This is a genomic window from Streptomyces sp. NPDC050738, assembly GCF_040654175.1.
Taxonomy (GTDB): domain Bacteria; phylum Actinomycetota; class Actinomycetes; order Streptomycetales; family Streptomycetaceae; genus Streptomyces.
In genome coordinates this window covers 118,019-141,186 of sequence record NZ_JBFAHN010000013.1, presented here as the reverse complement: position 1 = coordinate 141,186, position 23,168 = coordinate 118,019, and the positions used below count along the sequence as shown (strand labels likewise).

19 protein-coding genes and 1 pseudogene are annotated in these 23,168 nt (G+C 71.5%); 9 read left to right on the top strand and 11 right to left on the bottom strand.

Annotation, left to right across the window (positions count from 1 at the left end; all coding sequences use genetic code 11):
* Complete coding sequence (locus AB0H78_RS28745; RefSeq protein WP_363237545.1) at nt 1–2,334, top strand: hypothetical protein; 2,334 nt, start codon at nt 1–3, stop codon at nt 2,332–2,334.
* Nucleotides 2,335–2,363: 29 nt separating this feature from the next.
* Here AB0H78_RS28745 and AB0H78_RS28740 read toward each other — a convergent pair whose 3' ends face one another.
* The 3 genes from AB0H78_RS28740 to AB0H78_RS28730 form a co-directional block, all read right to left on the bottom strand.
* Complete coding sequence (locus AB0H78_RS28740) at nt 2,364–2,789, bottom strand: hypothetical protein (protein WP_363237544.1); 426 nt, start codon at nt 2,787–2,789, stop codon at nt 2,364–2,366.
* A gap of 61 nt (nt 2,790–2,850) precedes the next feature.
* Nucleotides 2,851–3,438 (bottom strand): AAA family ATPase, encoded by a 588-nt coding sequence (locus tag AB0H78_RS28735; protein WP_363237543.1) that lies wholly within the window; start codon nt 3,436–3,438, stop codon nt 2,851–2,853.
* A complete protein-coding gene (locus AB0H78_RS28730) occupies nt 3,435–4,367 on the bottom strand; it encodes a DUF3626 domain-containing protein (RefSeq protein WP_363237542.1) in 933 nt (310 codons plus the stop codon). The genes AB0H78_RS28735 and AB0H78_RS28730 overlap by 4 nt, the downstream gene beginning before the upstream one ends.
* A gap of 227 nt (nt 4,368–4,594) precedes the next feature.
* Here AB0H78_RS28730 and AB0H78_RS28725 point away from each other — a divergent pair, with 227 nt between their 5' ends.
* From AB0H78_RS28725 to AB0H78_RS28715, 3 genes are all read left to right on the top strand, one after another.
* The gene (locus tag AB0H78_RS28725) at nt 4,595–5,221 is read left to right on the top strand and encodes a YigZ family protein (protein WP_363237541.1); all 627 of its coding nucleotides are present in this window, start codon (nt 4,595–4,597) and stop codon (nt 5,219–5,221) included.
* 71 nt (nt 5,222–5,292) lie between these two features.
* Complete coding sequence (locus tag AB0H78_RS28720) at nt 5,293–6,459, top strand: exonuclease SbcCD subunit D (protein WP_363237540.1); 1,167 nt, start codon at nt 5,293–5,295, stop codon at nt 6,457–6,459.
* Complete coding sequence (locus tag AB0H78_RS28715) at nt 6,456–9,470, top strand: SMC family ATPase (RefSeq protein ID WP_363237539.1); 3,015 nt, start codon at nt 6,456–6,458, stop codon at nt 9,468–9,470. Before AB0H78_RS28720 ends, AB0H78_RS28715 begins: the two co-directional genes overlap by 4 nt.
* On the opposite strand, the gene AB0H78_RS28710 is transcribed toward AB0H78_RS28715, so the two are convergent.
* Entirely contained in the window at nt 9,460–9,906 is a 447-nt protein-coding gene (locus AB0H78_RS28710; RefSeq protein WP_363237538.1) for an Lrp/AsnC family transcriptional regulator, read from the bottom strand. The two genes, AB0H78_RS28715 and AB0H78_RS28710, sit on opposite strands and share 11 nt — an antisense overlap.
* Nucleotides 9,907–9,994: 88 nt before the next feature.
* Between AB0H78_RS28710 and AB0H78_RS28705 the strand changes: the two genes are divergently transcribed.
* A complete protein-coding gene (locus AB0H78_RS28705) occupies nt 9,995–10,486 on the top strand; it encodes a rhodanese-like domain-containing protein (RefSeq protein WP_363237619.1) in 492 nt (163 codons plus the stop codon).
* Nucleotides 10,487–10,563: 77 nt separating this feature from the next.
* Here the strand turns inward: AB0H78_RS28705 and AB0H78_RS28700 are convergent, their stop codons facing one another.
* Together AB0H78_RS28700 and AB0H78_RS28695 are read right to left on the bottom strand one after the other, a co-directional pair.
* A complete protein-coding gene (locus tag AB0H78_RS28700; protein ID WP_363237537.1) occupies nt 10,564–12,255 on the bottom strand; it encodes a DUF885 domain-containing protein in 1,692 nt (563 codons plus the stop codon).
* Nucleotides 12,256–12,297: 42 nt separating this feature from the next.
* Complete coding sequence (locus AB0H78_RS28695; RefSeq protein WP_363237536.1) at nt 12,298–12,786, bottom strand: Lrp/AsnC family transcriptional regulator; 489 nt, start codon at nt 12,784–12,786, stop codon at nt 12,298–12,300.
* A gap of 59 nt (nt 12,787–12,845) precedes the next feature.
* On the opposite strand from AB0H78_RS28695, the gene AB0H78_RS28690 reads away from it, so the two are divergent.
* On the top strand, nt 12,846–14,075 hold the full coding sequence (locus tag AB0H78_RS28690) for a PLP-dependent transferase (protein WP_363237535.1): 1,230 nt from the start codon (nt 12,846–12,848) through the stop codon (nt 14,073–14,075).
* Here the strand turns inward: AB0H78_RS28690 and AB0H78_RS28685 are convergent.
* The 3 genes from AB0H78_RS28685 to AB0H78_RS28675 form a co-directional block, all read right to left on the bottom strand.
* Nucleotides 13,975–15,378, bottom strand: coding sequence for a GNAT family N-acetyltransferase (locus tag AB0H78_RS28685; protein ID WP_363237534.1), 1,404 nt, complete (start codon nt 15,376–15,378; stop codon nt 13,975–13,977). The genes AB0H78_RS28690 and AB0H78_RS28685 overlap by 101 nt on opposite strands.
* A gap of 128 nt (nt 15,379–15,506) precedes the next feature.
* A complete protein-coding gene (locus AB0H78_RS28680) occupies nt 15,507–17,087 on the bottom strand; it encodes an alkaline phosphatase D family protein (RefSeq protein ID WP_363237533.1) in 1,581 nt (526 codons plus the stop codon).
* Between the two features lie 97 nt (nt 17,088–17,184).
* Complete coding sequence (locus AB0H78_RS28675; RefSeq protein ID WP_363237532.1) at nt 17,185–18,603, bottom strand: PLP-dependent aminotransferase family protein; 1,419 nt, start codon at nt 18,601–18,603, stop codon at nt 17,185–17,187.
* Here AB0H78_RS28675 and AB0H78_RS28670 point away from each other — a divergent pair.
* Nucleotides 18,594–19,487: pseudogene (locus AB0H78_RS28670) on the top strand (DMT family transporter); the annotation flags it as partial. The gene AB0H78_RS28675 and the pseudogene AB0H78_RS28670 overlap by 10 nt on opposite strands.
* A 39-nt stretch (nt 19,488–19,526) precedes the next feature.
* On the opposite strand, the gene AB0H78_RS28665 reads toward AB0H78_RS28670, so the two are convergent.
* Nucleotides 19,527–20,360 carry an alpha/beta fold hydrolase gene (locus AB0H78_RS28665; protein ID WP_363237531.1) on the bottom strand — a complete coding sequence of 278 codons (834 nt, stop codon included), beginning with the start codon at nt 20,358–20,360 and terminating at the stop codon, nt 19,527–19,529.
* Nucleotides 20,361–20,470: 110 nt separating this feature from the next.
* A complete protein-coding gene (locus AB0H78_RS28660) occupies nt 20,471–21,124 on the bottom strand; it encodes an NAD(P)-binding domain-containing protein (RefSeq protein ID WP_363237530.1) in 654 nt (217 codons plus the stop codon).
* 112 nt (nt 21,125–21,236) lie between these two features.
* Here AB0H78_RS28660 and AB0H78_RS28655 point away from each other — a divergent pair, with 112 nt between their 5' ends.
* Nucleotides 21,237–22,121, top strand: coding sequence for an RNA polymerase sigma-70 factor (locus tag AB0H78_RS28655; protein WP_363237529.1), 885 nt, complete (start codon nt 21,237–21,239; stop codon nt 22,119–22,121).
* Between the two features lie 249 nt (nt 22,122–22,370).
* Nucleotides 22,371–23,141, top strand: a complete 771-nt coding sequence (locus AB0H78_RS28650; RefSeq protein WP_363237528.1) for a GntR family transcriptional regulator — start codon at nt 22,371–22,373, stop codon at nt 23,139–23,141.
* The last annotated feature ends 27 nt before the right edge of the window (nt 23,142–23,168 follow it).

Here is a 23,168-nt window from a genome sequence, read left to right as displayed (position 1 = left end):
ATGAACGATGACGCTGAGCAGCAGCTTCCGACCGCGTCCGCTTCCCACCCCTACGCGCAGGCCCAGGCGGCCAAGGCCTTCGTCACCGCGCTGACTCACGCCGACGCCGAGACCAGGCAACGTGCCGAGGGTCGGGTGCGCGGCTGGCGCGCGGTGCTGTCCGGCATGGCGGACGGCAGCCTGAACGTGGGCTCGCGCACCCCCGTCGCCGATCTGCCCGTCTGGGCGACCCCCGAGGTTCTCCGCGGTGGGTTCGCCACCGAGGCGGCGAGCGCAGGGGGCCCGCTCCAGCCGTACGAGATCGAGGCGGCCCGAACGGCCGGGGTGCCCGCAGGGCGGCGCGCGCTGTTCGCGTACTGCCTGACCGAGCCCGGTATCGCCCGGCTGAACACGCTCCTCGACAGCGGACGCTACGAGGTGACCGTCCCCGAAGAGGCCGCACTGCTCACGGTGGCCTGGCTGGTTCGGGCCGGTGAGGTGGATGCGGCGGTCGAACTCGTCGGCGCCATCGAGCCGTTCGCGGACCAGCTGCGTTTCACCCCCAAACCGTCCGACGCACCCCCGCCCGACCCCGCTGCCGTACACCGGCGCACCGTCGCCGAGGCGGGGGCGAGCCTTGGGCGGCGGCGGCCCAACGCTGCCGTCGAAGCCCAGCGCGAGGCCGTCACGATCTGGCAGCCGTTCGGCGACGCACTGCTCGCCCACTGGCTGGAGACCGCTGGGTCCGGCCGGGTCCTCGACCGCGCGCCGGACGCCGCCTGGTATCGGCGCGGCGCCGAACTCCTGGACAACTACTGGACGTTGGCCGCCGAGCACACCCGCTGCACCAAGCACCACAAGCCCAAAGAGAACCTCGCCATCCTGCGCGGCGCCCTGGAGGAGACCCTCGCCGGGCGTCCCCTCGACGCGCGCAGGCTCGGCCTGCTGCGGCACGCCGTCGACTCCATGGTGCGCCGGCGCGGACTGCCGGGATCGGACCGGCACCGCGCGCTGCGCGAGCGGCACGCGACGCAGGCCGCGCTGCCCTCTCACCACGCGCTCGCCCAACTCGTTCTGCGCCGGCTCTCCGGCCTGCCTCAGGACGTGGGCGCGGAGGACGTCGCACCGCTGGTCGCGGCCGTGACCGTACGCGAACACCAGGACACCGGGCTGCCCGCGGACACGCCCGTTCCTGCCGCCGTGCGCCATGTCGTGGAGGCCTCCACGAGCGCTCCCCTCGGCGTGCTCGTCGAGCGCGGCGTCGTGCCTTCGGTCGAGGTCCTCGCCGAACTCGTCCCGCAGCTGGTCGCCGTCACCACCGCGCAGGCGTACGCCGACGAGACGCTGCGCACCCTGAGCGCCGCGCACTACCGCGCCTTCCGCAACCGCCGCTCGCTGCTCCTGCTCAACTTGGAGCGGCAGGTCCGGGTCGAAGAGCTGCCCTGGGTACGGGCGTTGGCCGCGCAGCACCGCGAAGGGGCGGCCGAGGAGACCGCGCACACGGCCCTGCGGCGGCTCGGCGAACTGGCCGTGCAGGGCTTCCCCAGCACGATCCTGCCCAACCCGCTGATCCGCGAACTCGCCGTACTCGCCCGCCAAGCCGAGCTCGGCGCGCCGCTGGTCGAGGAGCTGGCCGCCGACATCTTCATGGGTACCTTCACCCCCAAGTTCCTCACCGCGGCACGGGTCGCGGGCGAACTGCTCACCGGGACCCTTTACGAGCGCTACTACGGCATCGACTACACGGCCGTCCGTAACCTCGCGGTCCTGGAGGCGGGCGAGGGGCTGCTGCGCACGGGCGGCGCCCGTACCTCACCCGGCTTTGCCAAGCTGTGCGCGGCACGGGCCGGCTCGACGGGCGATGGCTGGTCGGTGGCGGCCAACGGCAAGGTGATCGAGCAGGCCCAGATCCTCACCACGCACAACCTGGCCACCCTGGTCCACCGCGTGGGCATCGCACCCGAACCCGGCTGGGACGACCTGGCACGGCGTGCGTTCCGTACGGTCTGCCGTCTGGTGGCCCGGGTGCACGGCAACCCCTGGCCGCTGAGCACCATCAAGGACGCGGCGTACGCGTGGCGCCAGATGCTGTTCTACCTGTCGCTGTGCCCGCCCGAAGCCCAACAGGCCTTCATCGAGCAATGGTTGGGAGAGGAGACGGCACACCACCCGACCCACGTGGCCACACGCCTCGCACCGGCCCTGGCCGGCCTGCGCCTCGTGGCCGACGGCGGTGCCTTCACGGAAACCGGAACGGGGGGCGACATCGTGAACGGCGCGGCTGATGCACTCCAGCCCCGCCGGTTCCTGGGCTGGACGACGGGCCGGCACTGGATGCTCGACGAGCCCAGGTGATCCCGTTGTGCGCTGGTGAGGTGATCGAGTCAGGAGCGCCCGTGTTCGCGGTTGATTTCGTGGTAGCCGCGAAAGTCGAAGAAGTGCAGGCCGTCGATCACCGCACCGGACAGGATTTCCGGCAGGGTCCATGGGTGGGTGGTGAAGTCATCCGTTGCTACGCCTCCATGCTCGAGCAGCAGAGCGATCATCTGGTGAACCTCTGCGGTGCCGTCAACGCGCCCGGAGATGTCGATCTGCACCGCCCAAGTGGGGTGATGCCCGATGGCCGCTTCGAGGATCGCCACCTCCCCAGGATCCCAGTCGGAGAAGAGGCAGCCAGTCTGCTCATCGTCGATGTCGATGTAGAGATTGCCGTCCAGAGTCCACGGATCGCCCTGCTCGGGCAGATGCCGATCGAGCGAGGCGACGGTCTCGGCTCGCTCACCTGCGGGAAACACGAAGACAGTTCGCATGGGTCGGAGCGTAGGCAGTTCCGGTTCGGCGGGTGCCTGATCACGTGCCGCGTTCCTCGGTTCACGCCTCTTCTGGGGCTTGGGAGAGGATCTGGTCCACGGTCTGGGCGGGAGTCTGCTCCGAGGTGTCGATCCACAGCCCGAGGCGGGGTGTCTCCTGTCGCAGGACGTGATCAAGCGGGTCGATCGTCCATGTGTCGTAGGCGGTCTTGGCCCTGGCGGTGTCGCGTGCGGCGACAGCCGAGGGTCGCGGGGCGAGAGCGATCACATGGAGGGGACGGTTTTGAATCTGGTTGATCATCTCGACAAGGTGGTCGCCGATGATGACGTCCTGGGCCACCACGGTGAATCCAGCATCGAAGTAACCGTCGATGACCTTCGCGGTCAACTGGTGCCGCAACCGGAGCTGTCGGACTGCTTCATCGGACGGGTCGGCAGTCATCTCGGCGCGGCCGTTGACCACCATCCGTCGGAACTGGTCGCCTCGCACGTGCACTGATTGTGGCAGTCGTTCAGCGAGCAGTTGAGCGATCGTCGACTTGCCGGCGGCGGGGATACCGGTGATGAGGTAGATCGCCTGGCGGGTCCTCGGTTCGGGAGGTGCGAGTCGATCGCGCTGCGGGCTGTGGCCGGCCGGCGGCGAGGTCATCGGACGGGTTCCTGCGTGGCCCGGTGGCTGATGTCGGCGGCCTGGTCGCCGATCGCGGCCCGCTGCCCGTTCGCTTCCTGGACACCGGATCGCGGCGGCGCCCCGAAGCGCGCCAGACAGTGCCACACCTTCTTGAGCGCCTGCTGGTCGTAGAGCCCGGTGCGTGCGGCGTCCCCGATCACGTGGGGATCGAGGTGGCCGTCGACGGCGATCTCGGCTCCGAGGTCGACGTACTCCTGCCCGCGGTAGTCCGGATGACGTCGGAGCTCTTCGACGGCAATCCGGAGTCCTGGGTGCCATTCGAGCGGGCAGGGCAGACGGCGGGCCGCGGCTTCCACCGCTGTTCCCCGATAGCTCGGGTCCAGGACCAGTGCCTCGACATCGCCGTCCAGAGCGAGTGGTCCGTGTACGTGTGCCTCGATGTAGTCGTCGAGTGCGTCCCGCTCGTCGGCGTCGGCCAGTTCGATGAGCGACATGCCGGCCGCGACACCGAAGGCCGACGGCTCGGTGACGCTGTCCGGGTAGCAGAACGTGGTGCGCGGGAGTGTCCCGGCGGTCAGTCGGAAGTGCGCGGAGCCGAACCGGGGCGCTCCACCGAGCGGCTTGCGCCGCACATTCAGCGCGCCGTAGACAGGCCGCGCGTGCGCGGGCGCGTTGTCATACGCGCCACCGAACATCCTGCTCTCCCAGCGCCACCGGTCACCGCCAGGATGGGCCGTCAAACCGCCGTTGCTCGTGCCTGTGACGAACTGCGAGTGATAGACACCATCCTCGGCCAGCGCGAGCAGGATCGGCCGACCGCGCGCCATGCGGTCCGGGTGAAAGTTCAGGGTCACGCGCAGGGCGGGGTCGACAGGGGCTCCGGACGACAGGGACGCGACCAGACGGATGGCCTCTTCCTGTGGCGACCTGGCTGTATCGGCGTTCATCAGCGCAGTGTGCCCGAACCCGATCAACTGGTGCACCTGGATTGGCTTTGCGGCCCGGCCCTGCGACCTTGCTGTCCACGGTTCTTGGACGGCGACTCGTCGCCGAGGGGATGTCCGGGGCGGCCTCCTGGGAACAGTCGCCCAGAGGCTTCACGACCCCTGCTCGAAGGCAACGGCCGACAACCGGGATGGATTCCCCGGTGCGGCGCGGCGCATAGGCTGGCGGGATGCAGGAGCAGTACCTGACCCTCGCCCGCGAAGGCGTGCACGAGACCGAGATCAACCGGTCGCGCTTCCTCTGCGCGCTCGCACCCGCGGCGACCGAGCAGGAGGCGCAGGACTTCGTCGCCCGTATCCGCAAGGAGCACCCGACCGCATCGCACAACTGCTTCGCGTACGTCATAGGAGCCGATGCCTCCGTCCAGAGGGCGAGCGACGACGGCGAGCCCGGTGGGACGGCCGGCGTCCCGATGCTGCAGATGCTGATGCGGCGGGAGGTGCGGTACGCCGTCGCCGTCGTCACCCGGTACTACGGCGGGGTGAAACTGGGTGCGGGCGGGCTCATCCGGGCGTACGGAGGAGCTGTCGGCGAGGCGCTGGACGCCGTCGGCACCGTCACCCGGCGCCGCTTCCGGCTGGTCACCGTCACCGTCGATCATCAGCGGGCCGGGAAGCTGGAGAACGATCTCCGTGCCACCGGGCGGGCCGTGCGCGACGTGCGGTACGCCGAGACGGTGACGATCGAGGTCGGGCTGCCGGACGCCGATGTGGAGTCGTTCCGCGGCTGGCTCGCGGACACCACCGCGGGGGCGGCGGTGCTGGAGCTGGGCGGCGAGGCGTACTCGGACGCCTGAGTCTCCCCGGAAAGCACGGATACGGGAGTAACCGCCCGTGATGTCAGACCCTCCGGTTAACCTCGGGGATCATGAGGCTCCTGCACACGTCCGACTGGCACCTGGGACGGTCCTTCCACCGGGTCGGACTTCTCGACGCCCAGGCCGCGTACCTGGACCATCTGGTGGCGACGGTCCGTGAGCGCGATGTGGACGTGGTGCTGGTGGCCGGGGACGTCTACGACCGTGCGGTCCCGCCGCTCGCCGCCGTCGAGCTTTTCGACCAGGCCCTGCACCGGCTCGCCGACGCCGGCGTGCAGACGGTCATGATCTCCGGCAACCACGACTCGGCGCGCCGGCTCGGCGTGGGTGCGGGGCTCATGGAGCGGGCCGGGATCCATCTGCGGACCGACCCGGCAGGCTGCGCCACGCCCGTGGTGCTCTCCGACGCGCACGGTGACGTCGCCTTCTACGGGCTTCCCTACCTCGAGCCCGCGCTGGTCAGGGACGAGCTCCAGGCGGAGAAGGCCGGGCACGAGGCCGTCCTCGCCGCGGCCATGCGCCGGGTGCGGGCCGATCTCGCGGGACGGGCCGCGGGCACCCGCTCCGTCGTCCTCGCCCATGCCTTCGTCGCAGGCGGTGAGCCCAGCGACAGCGAGCGCGACATCACCGTCGGCGGGGTGGCCGCCGTGCCCTCCGGGGTCTTCGACGGGGCCGACTATGTGGCGCTCGGGCACCTGCACGGCTGTCAGACGGTCACCGAGCGGGTCCGGTATTCAGGCTCTCCGCTCGCCTATTCCTTCTCCGAGGTCGATCACCGCAAGACCATGTGGCTCGTCGACCTCGGTCCTGGCGGGGAGGTCGACGCCGAGCGGCTCGACTGTCCGGTGCCGCGCCGTCTCGCCCGGATCCGGGGCAGGCTGGACGATCTCCTTCAGGATCCCGCGTTCGTACGCCACGAGGAGTCCTGGGTCGAGGCGACGCTCACCGACCCGGTGCGGCCGCCCGAGCCGATGGCGCAGCTCGCCGGGCGCTTCCCGCACGTGCTGAGCCTCCTCTTCGAGCCCGAGCGGGCCCCGGAAGATCCCCTCGCGTCGTACGCCCAGCGTCTCAAGGGCCGCAGCGACCAGCAGATCGCCGAGGACTTCGTCGCGCATGTACGGGGCGGGGCAGGCCCGGACGAGCGCGAACGGACCGTGCTGGTGGGCGCCTTCGACGACGTACGCGTGGACGACGGAGTGAAGGAAGTGGCCCGTTGAGACTGCACTCGCTGCACATCAGCGCCTTCGGCCCCTTCGCCGCACCCCAGACGGTCGACTTCGACGCGCTGTCGGCCGCCGGGCTCTTCCTGCTGCACGGGCCGACGGGGGCGGGCAAGACCTCCGTCCTCGACGCGGTCTGCTTCGCGCTGTACGGGGCGGTGCCGGGGGCCAGGCAGAGCCCGGGCGCCTCGCTGCGAAGCGACCACGCCGGCGACGCGCAGCTGACCGAGGTGCGACTCGAACTGACCGTGGGCGGACGGCGGTTGGAGATCACCCGGCAGCCCGCCCAGCCCCGGCCCAAGAAGCGCGGCACCGGATATGTGACGGAGAAGGCGCAGAGCCGGCTGCGCGAGTACGACCCGCAGGCCGGGAAGTGGGCGGCGCTGAGCCGCTCCCACCAGGAGATCGGGGAGGAGATCGGTCAGCTCATCGGCATGAGCAGGGAGCAGTTCTGCCAGGTCGTGCTGTTGCCCCAGGGTGATTTCGCGCGCTTCCTGCGCGCCGACGCCGAGGCGCGCGGCAAACTCCTCGGGCGGCTCTTCGACACCCGGCGCTTCGCCGCCGTCGAGGAGCGCCTGGCGGAGCTGCGGCGTGCCGCTGAGCACCAGGTGCGCGCGGGCGACGAGCGGCTGCTGACCCTGGCCCACCGGATGGCGGAGGCCGCGGGCAGGGCGGCGGCGGGGGAGTGGCCGCTGCCCGACGCGCAGCCGGGCGACCCCGGACTCGCCGAGTCCGTACTGGAATGGGCGGCGATCGCCCGCAGCGGCGCCCGCGAACGCCTCGACATCGCAGCACAAGCCGTGCGGGCGACCGAGAGCCGGCAGGCGGCCGCACAGCTCGCGCTGGACTCGGAGCGTGAACTGGCCAGGCTGCAGCAGCGCTACGCGGAGACCGAGCGTCGCGCCGGGGACCTGGCGGCGCGCCGTCCCGAGTACGAACGGCTGAAGGCACGTCTCGACCGGGCACGGAAGGCGGACCGGGTCGCGCCCGCGCTCTCGCTCCGCGACGAGGCCGAGCGCGCCCACGGTGCGGCGAGCGGCAGCCGCGAGAGATCCCGCGCACAGCTCCCCGCCGTGCTCGCGGACGCCGGAGCGGACCAACTCTCCGCGCTGGGGCGGACGTTGCGCCAGGAACTGGGCGGCCTGGAGGCCGCCCGCAGGGACGAGCGGCGCAGCGCGGAGATCACAGCGGAGCTGGCCGAGCTGGAGCGCGAGGCATACGGCGACGACGAACTGATCCAGGAGGCGGCGGGCTGGCTCTCCGGCTGGGAGGCAGGCCGCCGGCGCCTTCAGGACCGGATCGAGGCCGCACAGGAGGCGGGGACGCGGGCCGAACACCTCGCCGGGCAGCTGGAGCCTGCCCGTGGCCGGCTGACGGCCGCGCGGGAGCGCGACCGGCTCGAGGTCGAGGCCGCCGGCGCCGAGGACCTGCTGCGCGCGGCCCGCGACCGTGCCGGAGCGGCACACGAAGCCTGGCTCGACCTCAGAGAGCGCAGGCTCCTGGGCATCGCCGCCGAACTGGCGGCCGGACTGCGCGACGGCGAAGCCTGCACGGTCTGCGGGGCGACCGCGCACCCGTCGCCGGCGCGGGCCGGTGCCGGCCATGTGGACCGGGCGGCCGAGGAGGAGGCGTATGCCCGCCACACCCGCGCGGAGGAGGCCCGCGCCGAGACGGAGCGCAGGCTCGCGGGCGTACGGGAAGCGGTTGCCGTGGCCCGGAGCGAGGCGGGCGCCGCCACCGTCGCCGAACTGGCCGAACTGACAGGCCGGTTGAAGCAGGAGCACACCGAGGCGCGCGGCATCGCAGCCGGGATGCACGCGGCCCGCGAAGCGCTCGACCGGGCCGAGCGCGAGCACGCGGGACGCCTCGCCGCACAGCAGCAGGCCGAACTCCGCGCCTCGGGACGGACCTCACGGCGTGAAGCCCTGGAGGGTGAACGGATCGCGCTGGAAAAGGACTTGGTCAGGGCCCGCGCGGACGCCGGAAGCGTCGCCGAGCACGCCGCGCTCCTGGAGCGCCGGGTCCGGCTCCTCGAAGAGGCCGTCGATGCGGTACGGGCGGTCGAGACGACCGCGCAGCAGCTGAAGGAGGCCGACGACCGCCTCGCCGACGCGGCGTTCCGGGCCGGTTTCGACACCCCGCAGGCTGCCGCCGCCGAGCTCCTGCCGGAGGAAGGGCACCGCCGTCTCCAGCACCAGGCGGACGCCTGGCAGGCGGAGGAGGCCACCGTCGCCGACCGGCTCGCCGAGCAGGACGCGGCCAGGGCGGCCCGGCTGCCCCGGGCGGATCCTGACTCCGCACGCGACGCCTTCGACGGGGCGGAGCGTGCCGTACGGGAAGCGGGCTCGGCACTGGACGCGGCCCGCGAGCGCGGCAGCGCCCTCGCCCGCCTCTCGCGGCAGGCCGCCGACGAACTGCGGAGCCTGGGCCCCCTGCGCGAGGAGTACGACCGGGTGGCCCGGCTGGCCGGACTCACCGCAGGCACCTCCGCGGACAACGAACGCAGGATGCGCCTGGAGTCGTACGTCCTCGCCGCCCGCCTGGAGCAGGTCGCCGCGGCCGCCACCGTGCGCCTCCAGCGCATGTCGTCCGGCCGCTACACCCTGGTCCACTCCGATGCCCGCGCGGGAGGCCGCAGCCGCTCCGGACTCGGGCTGCACGTCGTCGACGCCTGGACCGGGCGCGAACGCGACACCGCGACGCTCTCCGGCGGCGAGACGTTCTTCGCCTCGCTCGCCCTGGCGCTGGGCCTGGCCGACGTCGTCACCGACGAGGCGGGCGGCACCCGGCTCGACACCCTCTTCATCGACGAGGGCTTCGGCAGCCTCGACGACCAGACGCTGGACGAGGTCCTGGACGTACTGGACTCACTGCGCGAGAGGGACCGCAGTGTCGGCATCGTCAGCCATGTCGCCGATCTGCGGCGCCGCATCCCCGCCCAGCTGGAGATCCACAAGGAGCGCGACGGATCGCGGGTGCGCCTGCGCGCCACGGGCCTCAGCGGCTGAGCGGGCGGCTCGGCAGCGGCGAGGAGTAGACGACGCTCGTGGTGACCGCGCCGAGCGTGGCGATCTTGCCGGAGACCTCCTCCAGATGTCCCATGGAGCGCGCCGCGACCTTGATGACGAAGCAGTCGTCGCCGGTCACATGGTGCGCCTCCAGGATCTCCGGCGTGACCGCCACCAGGTCGTGGAACGGCTTGTAGTTGCCGTTGGGGTAGCGCAGCCGGACATACGCGAGGATCGGCAGCCCCAGCCGGTCCGGGTCCACCACAGCGGCGTAGCCCGAGATGATCCCGGACTCCTCCAGGCGTCGTACCCGCTCGGTCACCGCGCTCGCGGACATGGAGACGGCCCGCGCCAGCTCGGCGAAACTGGCCCGTCCTTCGCGCTGCAGGACATCGAGAATGCGCCAGTCGGTGGCGTCCGGGGAATACTCGGTCATACGAGCCAGCAAAGCGTGAAATCCTCTGCCGATCAAGAGGAGTGCCGGGGAATCCCACTTCCGGCAAGGATCACCACACCGTAGATTTCTGGGCATGACAACACAGCTCACCGCCCCTGCCAACGCCGTTCTCCGCGTACCGCCGGCGTCCCCCGCAGCGGCCGCCGCCTACTTCTCCGCCAGCCTGGCCTTCCACGCGGACGTCTCCGACGTCGCCGCGGCGATCGCCGCCGAGGGCGACCCGGGCTTCGTCGTCATCGACTCGCGCTCGACCGCGTCCTGGGACCAGGGGCACGTTCCCGGCGCGATCCACCTGCCGACCGCGCTGATCGCGGAGCAGGCCGAGCGGCTCCTCGACAAGGCGGTGCCGGTCGTCACCTACTGCTGGGGCCCCGGCTGCAACGGCGGCACTCGCGCCGCGCTCGCCCTCGCCGAACTCGGTTTCCAGGTCAAGGAGATGCTGGGCGGCTTCGAGTACTGGGCCCGCGAGGGCTTCGAGTTCGAGACGTGGGAGGGCAGGGAGAAGCGCGACGCCGACCCGCTGACCGCTCCGGTCGACTCCGAGGACTGCGGCTGCTGAACGGAGCGGCACGCACAAAGGGCCGGGCCCGGGGCGATGCGCCCCGGGCCCGGCCCTTCATCCACGTACAACCACCGCTACAGCTTGGAGAGTTCGTCCACCAGGTCGTCCAGGCCGAGCGAGCCCTGCGACAGCGCCGCCATGTGCCAGGCCTTCGCATCGAAGGAATCGCCGTGCGCCGCGCGGGCGTTCTCGCGGCCCAGCAGCCAGGCACGCTCGCCCAGCTTGTAGCCGATCGCCTGCGCGGGCATCGACAGATAGCGGGTGAGCTCGCTCTCCACGAAGTCCGCGGGGCGCCCGCTGTGGTTGCCGAAGAACTCCTGGGCCAGCTCCGGCGTCCAGCGCTCGCCCGGGTGGAACGGCGAGTCCGCCGGGATCTCCAGCTCCAGGTGCATGCCGATGTCGACGATCACCCGGCAGGCGCGCATCATCTGCGCGTCCAGGTAGCCGAGCCTGCGCTCCGCGTCGGGCAGGAAGCCCAGCTCGTCCATCAGCCGCTCCGCGTACAGCGCCCAGCCCTCGACGTTGGCGCTGACCATGCCGATGCTCGCCTGGTAGCGGGAGAGCTGGTCGGCGACGTGCACCCACTGCGCCAGCTGCAGGTGGTGGCCGGGAACGCCCTCGTGGTACCAGGTCGACACCAGGTCGTAGACCGGGAAGCGGGTCTGGCCCATCGTCGGGAGCCAGGTGCGGCCCGGGCGTGAGAAGTCCTCCGACGGCTGGGTGTAGTACGGGGCCGCTGCGCCGCCGGGCGGGGCGATCCGCGACTCCACCTTCCGTACCCGCTCGGCGAGTTCGAAGTGGGTGCCGTCCAGTGCGTCCATCGCCTCGGTCATCACGGACTGCAGCCAGGCCTGGACCTCGTCGACGCCCTCGATGTGCGTGCCGTGCTCGTCGAGGTGGGCGAGCGCCTCCCAGGGGCCCGCTCCGGGAAGGATCTTCTCCGCCTCGGTCTTCATCTCCGCCAGCAGACGGTGGTACTCCGACCAGCCGTAGCTGTACGCCTCGTCCAGGTCGAGGTCGGTGCCGTTGAAGAAGCGCGACCAGCGGGCGTACCGCTCGCGGCCCACCGTGTCGGGGGCTCCGGCGACCGCCGGTGCGTACACGTCGCGCATCCAGTCGCGCAGTGCCGCGACGGCCTCGGTGGCGGAGCGGCCCGCGGTGTCGAGCTCCTTGCGCAATGCGTCGGGACCGTCCGCCGCGAAGTCCTCGAACCAACCACGCCCGGCGTCCCCGGGGCCCGCCCACTCGGTGAGCTGCTCGATGAAGGTCGCCGTCGGGCGCGGCCCGCCGAGCAGTCCGCGCTCAAGTCCGAGGGCGAGCGACTGGCGGTAGCCCTCCAGGGCGGCCGGTACGGCGCCGAGCCGCTCGACGACCGCGGCCCAGTCCTCCTCGGTCTCCGTCGGCGTCACCGAGAACACCTCGCGGATGCTGTGCGCCGGCGAGTGGATGTTGGAGACGGCGCGCAGCGCTTCGTCGCTCTCGTGCACGGCGAGTTCGGCATTGAGGCGCTCGCGCAGCAGCCGCCCGCAGCGCTTCTCGGCCTCGCTCTGGGCGTCCGGAAGCTGTTCGGCCGCGTCGAGTTTCGCGAGCGTCGTACGGGCGAGCGCGGCAAGACGCGCGGTGCCCGCGGGGGAGAAGTCGGGCAGGGCCGCGGAGCTCTCCTTCACTCCGAGGTACGTGCCGTTGATCGGGTCGAGTGCGATGAGCTCGTCGACATAGGCGTCGGCGACCTGGCGGGGCAGCGGGCTGCGGTGAGTCTCTGACATGCGGACATCCTCATACGAAAGAGGGGTCCGCGTCATCACTCTTCAGGACTTGACTCCTGACGCGGGCGGCAGCAGCGGCCCGCACTCCCACTGCTGGAAGATGAGCCGGGTCTCCACTCTGGCCACTTCCCGCCGTGCGGTGAACTCGTCCAGGACGAGCCGCTGGAGATCCGCGGTGTCGGCCACCGCCACATGGACCAGATAGTCCTCGGGCCCGGCGAGATGAAACAGCGCCCGCGACTCGGGCAGCGCCCGGATCCGCTCCACGAAGGGGCCGACCAGCTCGCGGCGGTGCGGCCGCACCTGTACGGAAAGGAGCGCCTCCAGGCCGCGCCCCAGCTTCCCCGGATCCAGCCGCAGCTGATGGCCGAGAATCACCCCCGAGCGCCGCAGCCGCGCCACCCGGTCCAGACAGGTCGAAGCGGCGACGCCCACCTCGGCGGCCAGCTCACGGTAGGTGGTCCGGGCATCGTTCTGCAGCAGGCGGAGTATGTGCAGATCGACCGGGTCCAGTGCGACGGATGTGGTCATCGGGCGAACGTAACACGGCAGTTGACGGCCACTGCCCGGAGGTTGTTCAGAGTACGGCCATGGACACCAACGCCTCGACCACACCCCGGGCCCTGGCCACCGAAGCCGTGCACGCCGGACGCGAAGACCTCGCCCTTCTCGGAGTGCACGCCCCGCCGCTCGATCTCTCGACGACCTACCCGTCCTACGACAGCAGGGCGGAGGCGGCCAGGATCGACGAGTTCGCCGCCACCGGTGCCCGCCCCGAGGGCCCGCCCGTCTATGCCCGCCTCGACAACCCGACGACCGGACGCTTCGAGACGGCCCTCGCCCGGCTCGAAGGGGCCGAGGGCGCGGTCGCGTTCGCGAGCGGCATGGCGGCGCTGACCGCGGTCCTTCTCCTACGGGCCGCTGCCGGCCTGCGCCACGTGGTGGCGGTGCGCCCGCTCTACGGCTGCAGCGACCATCTGCTCACCGCCGGGCTCTTGGGCACCGAGGTCACCTGGGTCGACTCGGCGGGTGTCGCCGACGCGATACGCCCCGACACCGGTCTGGTGATGGTCGAGACGCCCGCCAACCCGACCCTCGCGGAGACCGACATCCGGGCGCTCGCCCACTCCTGCGGGTCGGTCCCGCTGCTCGTCGACTCGACGTTCGCCACCCCCGTGCTGCAGCGGCCGCTGGAACTGGGCGCGCGGATCGTGCTGCACAGCGCGACGAAGTACCTGGGCGGGCACGGGGACGTGATGGGCGGGGTGGTGGCCTGCGACGAGGAGTTCGCCGGGAAGCTGCGCCAGATGCGCTTCGCCACCGGTGGCGTCCTGCATCCGATGGCCGGCTATCTGCTGCTGCGCGGCCTGTCCACCCTTCCCGTACGGATGCGGGCCGCATCGGCGACGGCCGCCGAACTGGCCCGCAGGCTGGCCGTGGACCCGCGCGTGGCACGGGTCCACTACCCGAAACTGGGCGGCGCGATGATCGCCTTCGAGGTGTACGGCGATCCGCACGAGGTCATCGCGGGCGTACGGCTGATCACCCCCGCGGTCAGCCTCGGCAGCGTCGACAGCCTCATCCAGCATCCGGCCTCCATCAGCCACCGCATCGTGGCCGAAGGAGACCGGCGCGCCGCGGGGGTCAGCGAGCGGCTGCTGCGGATGTCGGTCGGGCTCGAAGACGTCGAGGACCTGTGGAGGGACCTGTGCGAGGCCCTCAGCGCTCGGCCTGCTCGCTCTGCTCCGTTGGCGTCGAACGTTGCGACTGCTCGTACGGCAGACGCGACCGGACCGGCGTTGCGTCCAGCCGTGCGGTGACCACCAGGGTGCCGTCCTCGATCTGGTAGTCGAGCGGCAGGCCCAGGCCACGCATGGCCGCGACCATCCCGGTGTTGGAGGCCTGGGTCACGGCGTACACGCTGTCGCAGCCGGCCTCGACGGCCAGTGCGACGAGCCTGCCGAGGAGTTCGGAGCCGATGCCGCGGCGCTGCCAGTCGTCCTCGACGAGCAGCGCCACCTCGGTCTCGTCGCCGTCCCACAGGAGGTGGCCGAGGGCCACGATGCGTCCCGATGCGGTCTGTACGGCGAGGGTGCGCCCGAAGCGGGGGCTGAGGAGATGGTTGAGGTAGCGGCCCGCGTCGCCGACCGGACCGTGATAGCGCAGGCCCAGGGTCCGCTCGGAGCAGCGCTCCTGCATCGCGCGGGCCGCCTCGACATCGGCGACGTCGGCCCGGCGGACGGTGATCTCGTTGCCCTCGGGCAGGGTGAGGACGTCCTGGCTGCGCGGGATGCGCGGGCCGAGCCGCGCGTCGAGCTCGACGAGTGCGCGGGCGCGGGCGAACTCGGTGGGGGTGAAGGGGAGATAGGGCCGCTCGACGGTGATGACTCCGCCGGAGGGGTCGCGCAGCCGCAGGGAGGTTCCGTCCAGTACGCCTTCCACGGGGGCCGATTCGCCCGTCGGACGACCGGTGAAGGAGACGGCGGGCAGCGAGTGGATCGTGCAGCGGCCGAGCAACTGGCGCAGTGCGAGGGGAAGTTCGGCGGCGTCCAGTGCGGTACGGGTGGCGAGGCCGAGGACCCGGGTGGGTGTGTCGACCAGATCGTGGGCGTCGGCGCGCTCGATCCAGGTGTCCTGGCCGCCTGCCGCGGCGACCTCCCGGCTCAGCTGCGCCGCCTGCACGGTGGCGGGGGCCCTGAGGAGGAACTCGTCGACCGTTCCGTCGGCGAGCGGGTGGGTCTGCAGGGTCAGGATGTCCACGCGGTGGCGGGCGAGCGCGCTGCAGAGCACGCCGAGGGTGCCCGGTTCGTCCCGTACGGTCGTCCGCATCCGCCACAGGGTGGCGGGGGCAGCGCCGGTCGTGTCCGTATCCGCGTCGGGAACAGGCTCGGCGGCCGGTGGTGCATGGCTGTGGCGGCGTGCCCACCATGTGTGGAAGCCGGCCGTGGCGGCGAGTGCGACGGCCGAGAACACCAGGAGGTATCGGCCGTCGGGGCCGTGCGCGACGAGATTGGCGATCCCGTCGGCCACGGCGACAGCGGTGAAGAGCGCGGCGAGTTCGACGAGGTCCCGCCGCCAGTGGTGCGGACGGCGGGCGCTCTTCGAGGAAGTCACATCAGTCATGGCATCACTCTGGCAAAGCGGTGTTGCGTGATCACGAACGTTCTGTGACTGACGGGTTAAGTGTGGTTTTGGCTGTTTGGGTACCTTTTCCCGCCACGGATGGCGTGAAATGCCGGGTTCCCTTGCCGTTACTGCCCGACACGCCCGGGCTGCAGAACCTGGGTGAACAGCACGGTGCCGCCCTGTGCCCGCAGCCGTACCGTCAGCTCACCGCTGTCGCCGTCGATCTCGACCTCACCGTAGTACGGCGGATTCTCCAGCGGCGAGGCGTTGGCGACCGCGGGGGCCGCGACGAAGACCCGGTCAGGGCCGAAGGTGGCGTCCAGCGCGCTCGCCTGGAAAGCCCCGGCGGCCAGCGGGCCCGAGACGAACTCCCAGAACGGCGCGAAGTCCTTGAACTGAGCACGCTCCGGTACGTAGTGCTGCGCGGAGGTGTGGTGGACATCGGCGGTGAGCCACACGGTGCCGGTGATCCTGCGGTGCTTGACGTACCTGAGCAGCTCCGCGATCTGCAGCTCCCGCCCCAGCGGCGCCCCCGGATCGCCCTGCGCGACCGCCTCGAAGTTGGTCGCGCCGTCGGGTACGACCAGGCCCAGCGGCATGTCGGCGGCGATCACCTTCCAGGTCGCACGCGACCGCGCCAGCTCGCGCTTCAGCCAGGCCAGCTGCTCCGCGCCCATGATTCCGGTCGTGTCGTCGCTCTGCCGGCCGGGGGAGTTGGCGTCGCGATACGTACGCATGTCGAGGACGAAGACATCGAGCAGCGGGCCGTGGCTGACCACGCGGTGCACCCGGCCGCCGGGCCGGTCGGGGCGGAGCGTCGAGACGGGGAAGTACTCGCGGAACGCCTGCATCGACCGGGCGGCCAGCACGTCGACGTTCTTCTCGGTGTAGCGGACGTCGTCGAGGATCTGGCCCGGGTACCAGTTGTTGCGGACCTCGTGGTCGTCCCACTGGATGATCGAGGGCACCTGGGCGTTGAAGCGACGCAGGTTCCGGTCGAGGAGGTTGTAGCGGAAGTTGCCGCGGTACTCGTCGAGCGTCTCGGCCACCTTGGACTTCGCCTCGGTGGTCACATTGCGCCACACCCGCCCGTCGGGCAGCGTCACACTGGGCAGGATGATGCCGTCGGCGTAGATGTTGTCGCCGCTGCACAGGAAGAAGTCCGGGTCCAGGCGGCGCATTTCCTCGTAGACGGTGTAGCCGCCGATGTCCGGATTGATGCCCCAGCCCTGGCCGGCGATGTCACCGGACCACAGGAACCGCACCCCGTCGCGGCGGCGGGCGGGTGCCGTGCGGAAGGTGCCGTACACCGGCTCCGAGGTACGGCGCGGGTCGTGCGGGTCGGACAGGGTGACGCGGTAGTGGATCTGCTCGCCGGCCGGCAGGCCGTGCAGCGCCGTCGTACCGGTGAAGTCGGTCGCGGAGCCCAGCAGCGGTCCGTGCCAGGTGCGGGCGCGCCGGAAGGACTCGGTCGCCGAGGTCTCCACCGTCATCAAGGCCGGCCGGTCGGAGCGCGCCCAGATGGTCCCGGACGAGGTGGTGATGTCGCCCGCCTGGATGCCCCAGTCGGCGCGGGGGCGTCCGGAGAGCGCCTGTGCGGGTGCGGCCGCGAGGCCCGCGGGGACGGCCAAGGCGGCAGAGGCGGCGAACGAACCGCGCAGAACGGTGCGGCGGTCGGGTATGTGGATGCGGGGGCTGTACGACATCGATGCGCCTCCAGGGGCGGGACGGCCGGGTGTGCCGAGCCATGCCTACTGCCCGGCCGAGGCGCCCGGGCGAACCTCAAATGAACGGCAGGTGGCGTCAGTTGGCCTGCGCCAGCAGCCGCACCCCGCGGACGATCTCGGAGGGCGCCAGATGTGCGTATCCGAGGACCAGCCGTACGCAGCCGTCCTGCGGGCGTGCACTGCCGTAGTCGGACAGCGGGCGGACGGCGACTTTGCTGCGCTCCGCCCGCCGGAGGAAGCCGCTCTCGGGGCCGTAACGCTCCGGAAGGCGTGCGATGACGTGCAGTCCGGCGGCGATACCGCTCACCTCGGTGCCGGGGAAGTGCTCGGCGAGCGCGGCGAGAAGGGTGTCGCGGCGCTCGCGGTACAGGCGCTGGCAGCGGCGCAGTCGGCGGTCGTAGCCGCCTCCGGTGATGAAGGCGGCGAGGGTCGCCTGGTCGATGACCGGGTGGCCCAGGTCCAGGGTGCGTTTGCGGGCGACGATCTCGTCGGTCAGCCACCCCGGTGCGAGCAGCCAGCCCAGCCGCAGACCGGGGGCAAGGGACTTGCTCACCGAGCCGGTGTACGCGACGCGTTCGGGGTCGAGGCCCTGGAGGGCGCCGACGGGTGCACGGTCGTAGCGGAAGTCCCCGTCGTAGTCGTCCTCGACGATCAGGCCGTCCACCGAGCGTGCCCATTCGAGGAGTTCGGCGCGCCGGGCGGCCGAATAACCGATTCCGGAGGGGAAGTGGTGCGCGGGCGTCGTCTGTACGGTGCGTACGCCGCTGGCCGCGAGCGGGCCGATGGCGAGCCCTTCGTCATCGAGGGGGAGCAGGGTCGTACGCAGCCCGGCCGCCGAGAAGAGGGTGGCGTGCTCGGGGCTCCCCGGGTCCTCGACGCCGACCGTGTGCCGCCCTGCCGCGTTCAGCACGAAGCCGAGCAGCGTCATGGCCTGGGCCACCCCTGAGCAGACCACGATCCGCTCGGGGTCGGCGACCACCCCGCGGCGCCGGGTCAGCAACGCGGCCAGTGCGATACGCAGTTGGGGCAGCCCGCGCGGATCGGGGTAGCCGAGCGCGTGGTGCTCCAGGGTGTTGAGCACGGCGGTGTGCGCGGCCGCCCAGGCGGTGCGCGGGAAGAGCGAGAGATCCGGGGTGCCCGGCCGGAAGCTGACGAGGGCGTCGACCTGGTGCGGGGCCAGATCGCGCGTGCCACGCGCCGCACCGCGCACCGCGGCCCTCGCCGAATCGCCCACCCAGGTGCCCGCACCGCGACCGCTGCGCAGATAGCCCTCGGCGGTCAGCTGCTCGTACGCCTCGGTGACCAGCCCGCGCGAGACCCCGAGATCCGCGGCGAGTTCACGGCTGGCGGGCAGCCGGGTGCCCGCGGCGAGCCGCCCCGAACGGACCGCCTCGCGCAGTGCCTCCTGCAGTTGCCTGCCCCGGCTCCGGGCGGGAGCGGCGGCCGCGGGCAGCAACAGTTCCCAGGACGGTGAATTGGTCCCCGATGACTCCATGGAAGTGGACCTTAATACGGACCACTCCACTGCATAGCGTCATCCCCATGACCACAACGTCCCTGCGAGGAGCGCTTCTTGCCGCCTTCGCCTGCATCCTCGTCGGCGGCTCCTTCACCGCCAACTCCGTCCTCGGCGACTACCCGTACGCGGGCGGCCAGGCCCTGCGCTACGGACTCGCCTGCCTGCTGCTCCTGCCGCTGCTCGGACGCGGCGCGACGGCCCCGCTCCGTACCCTCGACCGTGCCCAATGGGCCCGGATCGCGCTCGTCGCCGCCATCGGCATGGTCGGCTTCAATCTGGCGGTGCTCGCCGCCGAACGCAGCGCGGAGCCCGCCGTCCCCGGCGTCTTCGTGGGCTGCGCGCCCGTCGTGGTCGCCGTCCTCGTCCCCCTGCTCGCGGGCAGGCGGCCCACCAGGCCCGTCCTCGTCGGCGCGCTTCTTGTCGCCGCCGGGGCCTTCACCGTCCAAGGTTGGGGCCGCACCGATCTCGCGGGGATCGCCTTCTCGGCGGGTGCTCTGGTGGGCGAAGTGGGCTTCGCCGTACTGGCGGTGCCCGTGCTGCGCCCGCTCGGCCCCCGGCTGCTCTCCGCGACCGTGTGCGGGGTCGCCGCTGTCGAGTCGGCGGTCATCGGGCTGGTCCTGGACGGGCGAGGTTTCGTACGCGTCCCCGATGCGGGGGAGGCAGCGGCGCTGATCTGGCAGGCCGCCGTCGTGACCGTCATCGGTTTCGTCTGCTGGTACATGGGGGTGCAGCGGATCGGCGCCGAGCGCGCCACCCTCTTCTCCGGGCTCATCCCGGTCGCGGCCGCGATGACCGCACCGCTGGTCGGCACGGGTACGTACGGCATCGCGCAGGGAGCCGGGAGCGCGCTGGTCGGCGTGGGCGTGGCGCTCGGCTCGGGGGTTCTCGCGCGCCGCCGTTCAGCGGCTGGTGTCGAGGATGACGCGCGCCACGGCCGCCGGGTCGTCGTTCATCGGGACATGGCCGCAGCCGGGCAGCCTGACCAGGCGGGCGCCGGGGATGGTGTGCTTGGCCCGGATCCCCTGGCGGCGCAGGAGCAGCCGGTCCTTCGTACCCCAGGCGACCGTGACCGGGATGCCGCTCACATCGTCGGTGAACAGGACGGACCGGCCGGCGGCGAGCGTCTGGTCGAAGCCGGTGGCCTCGCGCAGCGCGAGCGTCTCGGCGACGACGTCCTCGGGTGAACGGCGGGCGGGCTTGGCGTAGATGGTGCTGGTGAGCGCTGTGCGCCCGGCCGCCGAGCGCGACATCCGCTCTATGGCCGGGAGCGGCAGCAGATTCGCGATGGACCGCATGGCGGTGAGCGTCGAGAAGGCGTACCGGCGCTCGGCCTGCGTCCAGAAACCGGCCGGCGACAGGGCGGTCACCGACCGTACGAGCTTCTCGCGGCCCATCTCCAGTGCGAGCAGGCCGCCCAGGGAGTTCCCGGCGACGTGCGGGCGCTCGACATCGAGCGCCGCGCACATCGCCGCGAGGGTGGGAACCACCGTCGAGAGGCCGTACGAGAGCCCCTCGGGCAGCGCGGGCGACGCACCGAAACCGGGCAGGTCCACGGCGATGACCTCGCGCTCGGCGGCCAGGATCCCGACGACCGGGTCCCAGGCCTGCCGGTGGTGCCCGATGCCGTGCAGCAGCAGAAGGGGCTCGCCCCCGCCGGTGCGTTCGTACGCGACGGTGACCGTGCGGTTCCCCTGGGGGGACTCGACGGTGAAAGAGACCTGGGCGGCGGCCATGCTGCTGCTCCTGTTGTCGGGGACGGTGGTGAGACACCGTGTCAACAAGGATTACCCCTGAGTAGCTTCCACTTCAAGAGGCCGCCGCGATCCGGACGCGTACAGGCGCGTCAATGCGCCCGGCGGATCTCGTAGTTGAACGCCCCGTCGCCGAACCGCTTGTACAGATTGAGCCAGAGCGGCATCAGCATCTCCAGATCGCGCGCCTCCACGATGCCGCCCAGATCGAGCACCCGCCCGGCCGGCCAGCCGAACTCGCCGAGCAGCGAAACCGTCTCCGCCTTGGCCCCGGCGTCCTCACCGCACATGAACAGCTGGTGATCGCCCGGTACGCAGTCCGGATCGATCATCACGGCCACATTGACGGTGTTGAGCGTCTTGACCACCCGCGCCTGCGGGAAGGAGCGCTGCAGCAGTGCGCCCACACTGTCCGACTCCACCGGCGCAAGACGCAGCAGACCGTCCTCGAAAGCCATCGGATTCGATACGTCGACGACCAGCTTTCCCGCCAACTCGGTCTCGCCCGCGGCCTGCAGAGCGGCCGGCGCCACCCGGCCGTTGACCGCCACGATGATCCGTTCGCCGAACGCCGCGGCATCGGCGAACGTCCCGCTGCCCGCCCGCGGACCCGCGCCCTGTGCCCACTCCAGCGCCTGCGGATTGTCCTTGGTACGGGACCCCATCACCACCTCGTGCCCCAGCTCGACGAGCTTGCCGCCGAGCGCGGCACCCACCGCGCCTGTCCCCAGTACTGCGTAACGCATGGAAACCCTCCCCCTGTTGGGCCGCCACCGGGCGGCAGCCGCCCCGATATTGTGCGCTGTCGCACGCAGAATCCGCCTGGACAGCGGCAGACCCGTCGGCTGGGATGGGGGAGTGGCAGCTGACCTTGCAACCGACACCTTCGAAGAGCACCGCTCCGTACTGACCGGGGTGGCCTACCGCATGCTGGGGAGGGTCACCGACGCCGAGGACGTCGTCCAGGACACGTGGCTGCGCTGGTCCGCCGGAGAGCGCGACACCGTCCGCGAACCGCGCGCGTATCTCGTACGGATCACCACGCGCCTGGCCATCGACCGCCTGCGGCACATGCAGTCGCGGCGCGAGACCTACGTCGGACCCTGGCTCCCCGAGCCGATCGTCACCGAGTTCGCCGGCGCCACCCCCGACACGGCCGAGCGGGCGATGCTGACCGAGTCCGTCTCGCTCGCCGTCCTTGTCGTCCTGGAGTCGCTCTCGCCGCTGGAGCGTGCCGTCTTCGTACTGCGCGAGGCCTTCGGATTCCCGTACGGAGAGATCGCCGAGACCCTGGACCGGTCCGAGGCGGCGGTGCGTCAGCTCGCCGGGCGTGCCCGCAGGCACGTGGACGAACGCAAGCCCCGCTACGACGTCGATCCGGCCGAACGCCGCGACCTGACCGAGCGGTTCCTCGCCGCGGCGGTGGAAGGCGACCTGGAGGGACTGTTCGCGCTCCTCGCCCCCGATGTGCGGCTGGTGGGCGACAGCGGCGGCAAGTCCAAGGCGCCGCTGCGCATCATCGAGGGAGCGGACAAGGTCGGTCGCTTCCTGCGCGGTGCAGGCAGCAAGGGAGTCGACGACGTGTCCTTCCGGTTCGCGGAGCTCAACGGCGGGCCCGCGCTGGTGATCTTCTCGGGCCCGGTGGTGGACAGCGTCTTCCAGCTGGACGTCGCCGACGGGCGCATCGCTTGCGTGTACATCGTGCGCAATCCCGACAAACTCGCCCTGCTCGCCGTGGAGTAGACGGCCGATGACGCCACTGGGCCCCGCGATCCGTTCCGGACGCGGGGCTCAGTGCTGCGCGCACCTCACGGCCGTACGAACGTCCTGTGAACGCTCTGCGGCAGGCCTCGGTTTCGCTGCGTAACGGAAGGAGGATTGGTCTTGACCAAGGGGGAGCGCCGCCCTATGGTCGCAGAGTTAGTGCAGGAACCTTTAATAAACAAGGGCACGGAAAAGCCGCCGGGGACACGGCGATTGCGGAGGATCAGGGTGGGGACCACGCAGCTGGAAACGGCGCCGGAGCCGAAGTACTGGCACCTCAAGACCGTCCTCAGTGACGCTCTCGACTCGGATTTCGCGGTCGGTGAGATCCTCCCGAACGAACGCGATCTCGCAGCCCGCTTCGGTGTCGCGCGCGCCACTCTGCGCCAGGCACTCGAACAGCTGGAGCTGGAAGGGCGCCTGCAGCGCCGCCGCGGTGTGGGCACCACGGTCGCACCGCCGCGCGTCGGCGTGGACGTCTCGACCTCGCAGCATGTCTGGCCCGGAGCCGGCGACGACGCCTGGCAGCCGCTGGACTGCACGCTCGCGGCCCCGCCCCTCGCGGTGGCACGGATGCTGGACGTGGCCGAAGGCTCCGGCGACGCGGTGCACACCGTACGCAGGATCCGTATGACGCACGGTCAGGCGGTCGCGGCCGAGCTGCTGTACGTACCGGCCGGGTCCGTGCCCGAACTCTCCGCGATCGACGCCCCTTCGGGCGCCTCCCGTGCACGCGGTGTCCTGCGCGAACTGCAGCGTCTCGCCCTCGAAGGCCAGGACCGTTCCGTGGAACTCGGCTCGGCCCGCGCGGACGACGCCAAGGAACTCGACCGGCTGCCCGGCGCACCCGTCCTGGTCGTCACCACGCGCTACCTCGCCGGTGGTGAAACCGTCGCCGTATCGGTGGCGACCTACCGTGCGGACACCTGCCGGCTCACCTTCGGGGACTCCGGCGACCTGGAGATCAGTCACCAGGGCGAAGAGCGCCAGGCCTCCTGAACAAGCTTCGTCCCACGGCCCGTCGCC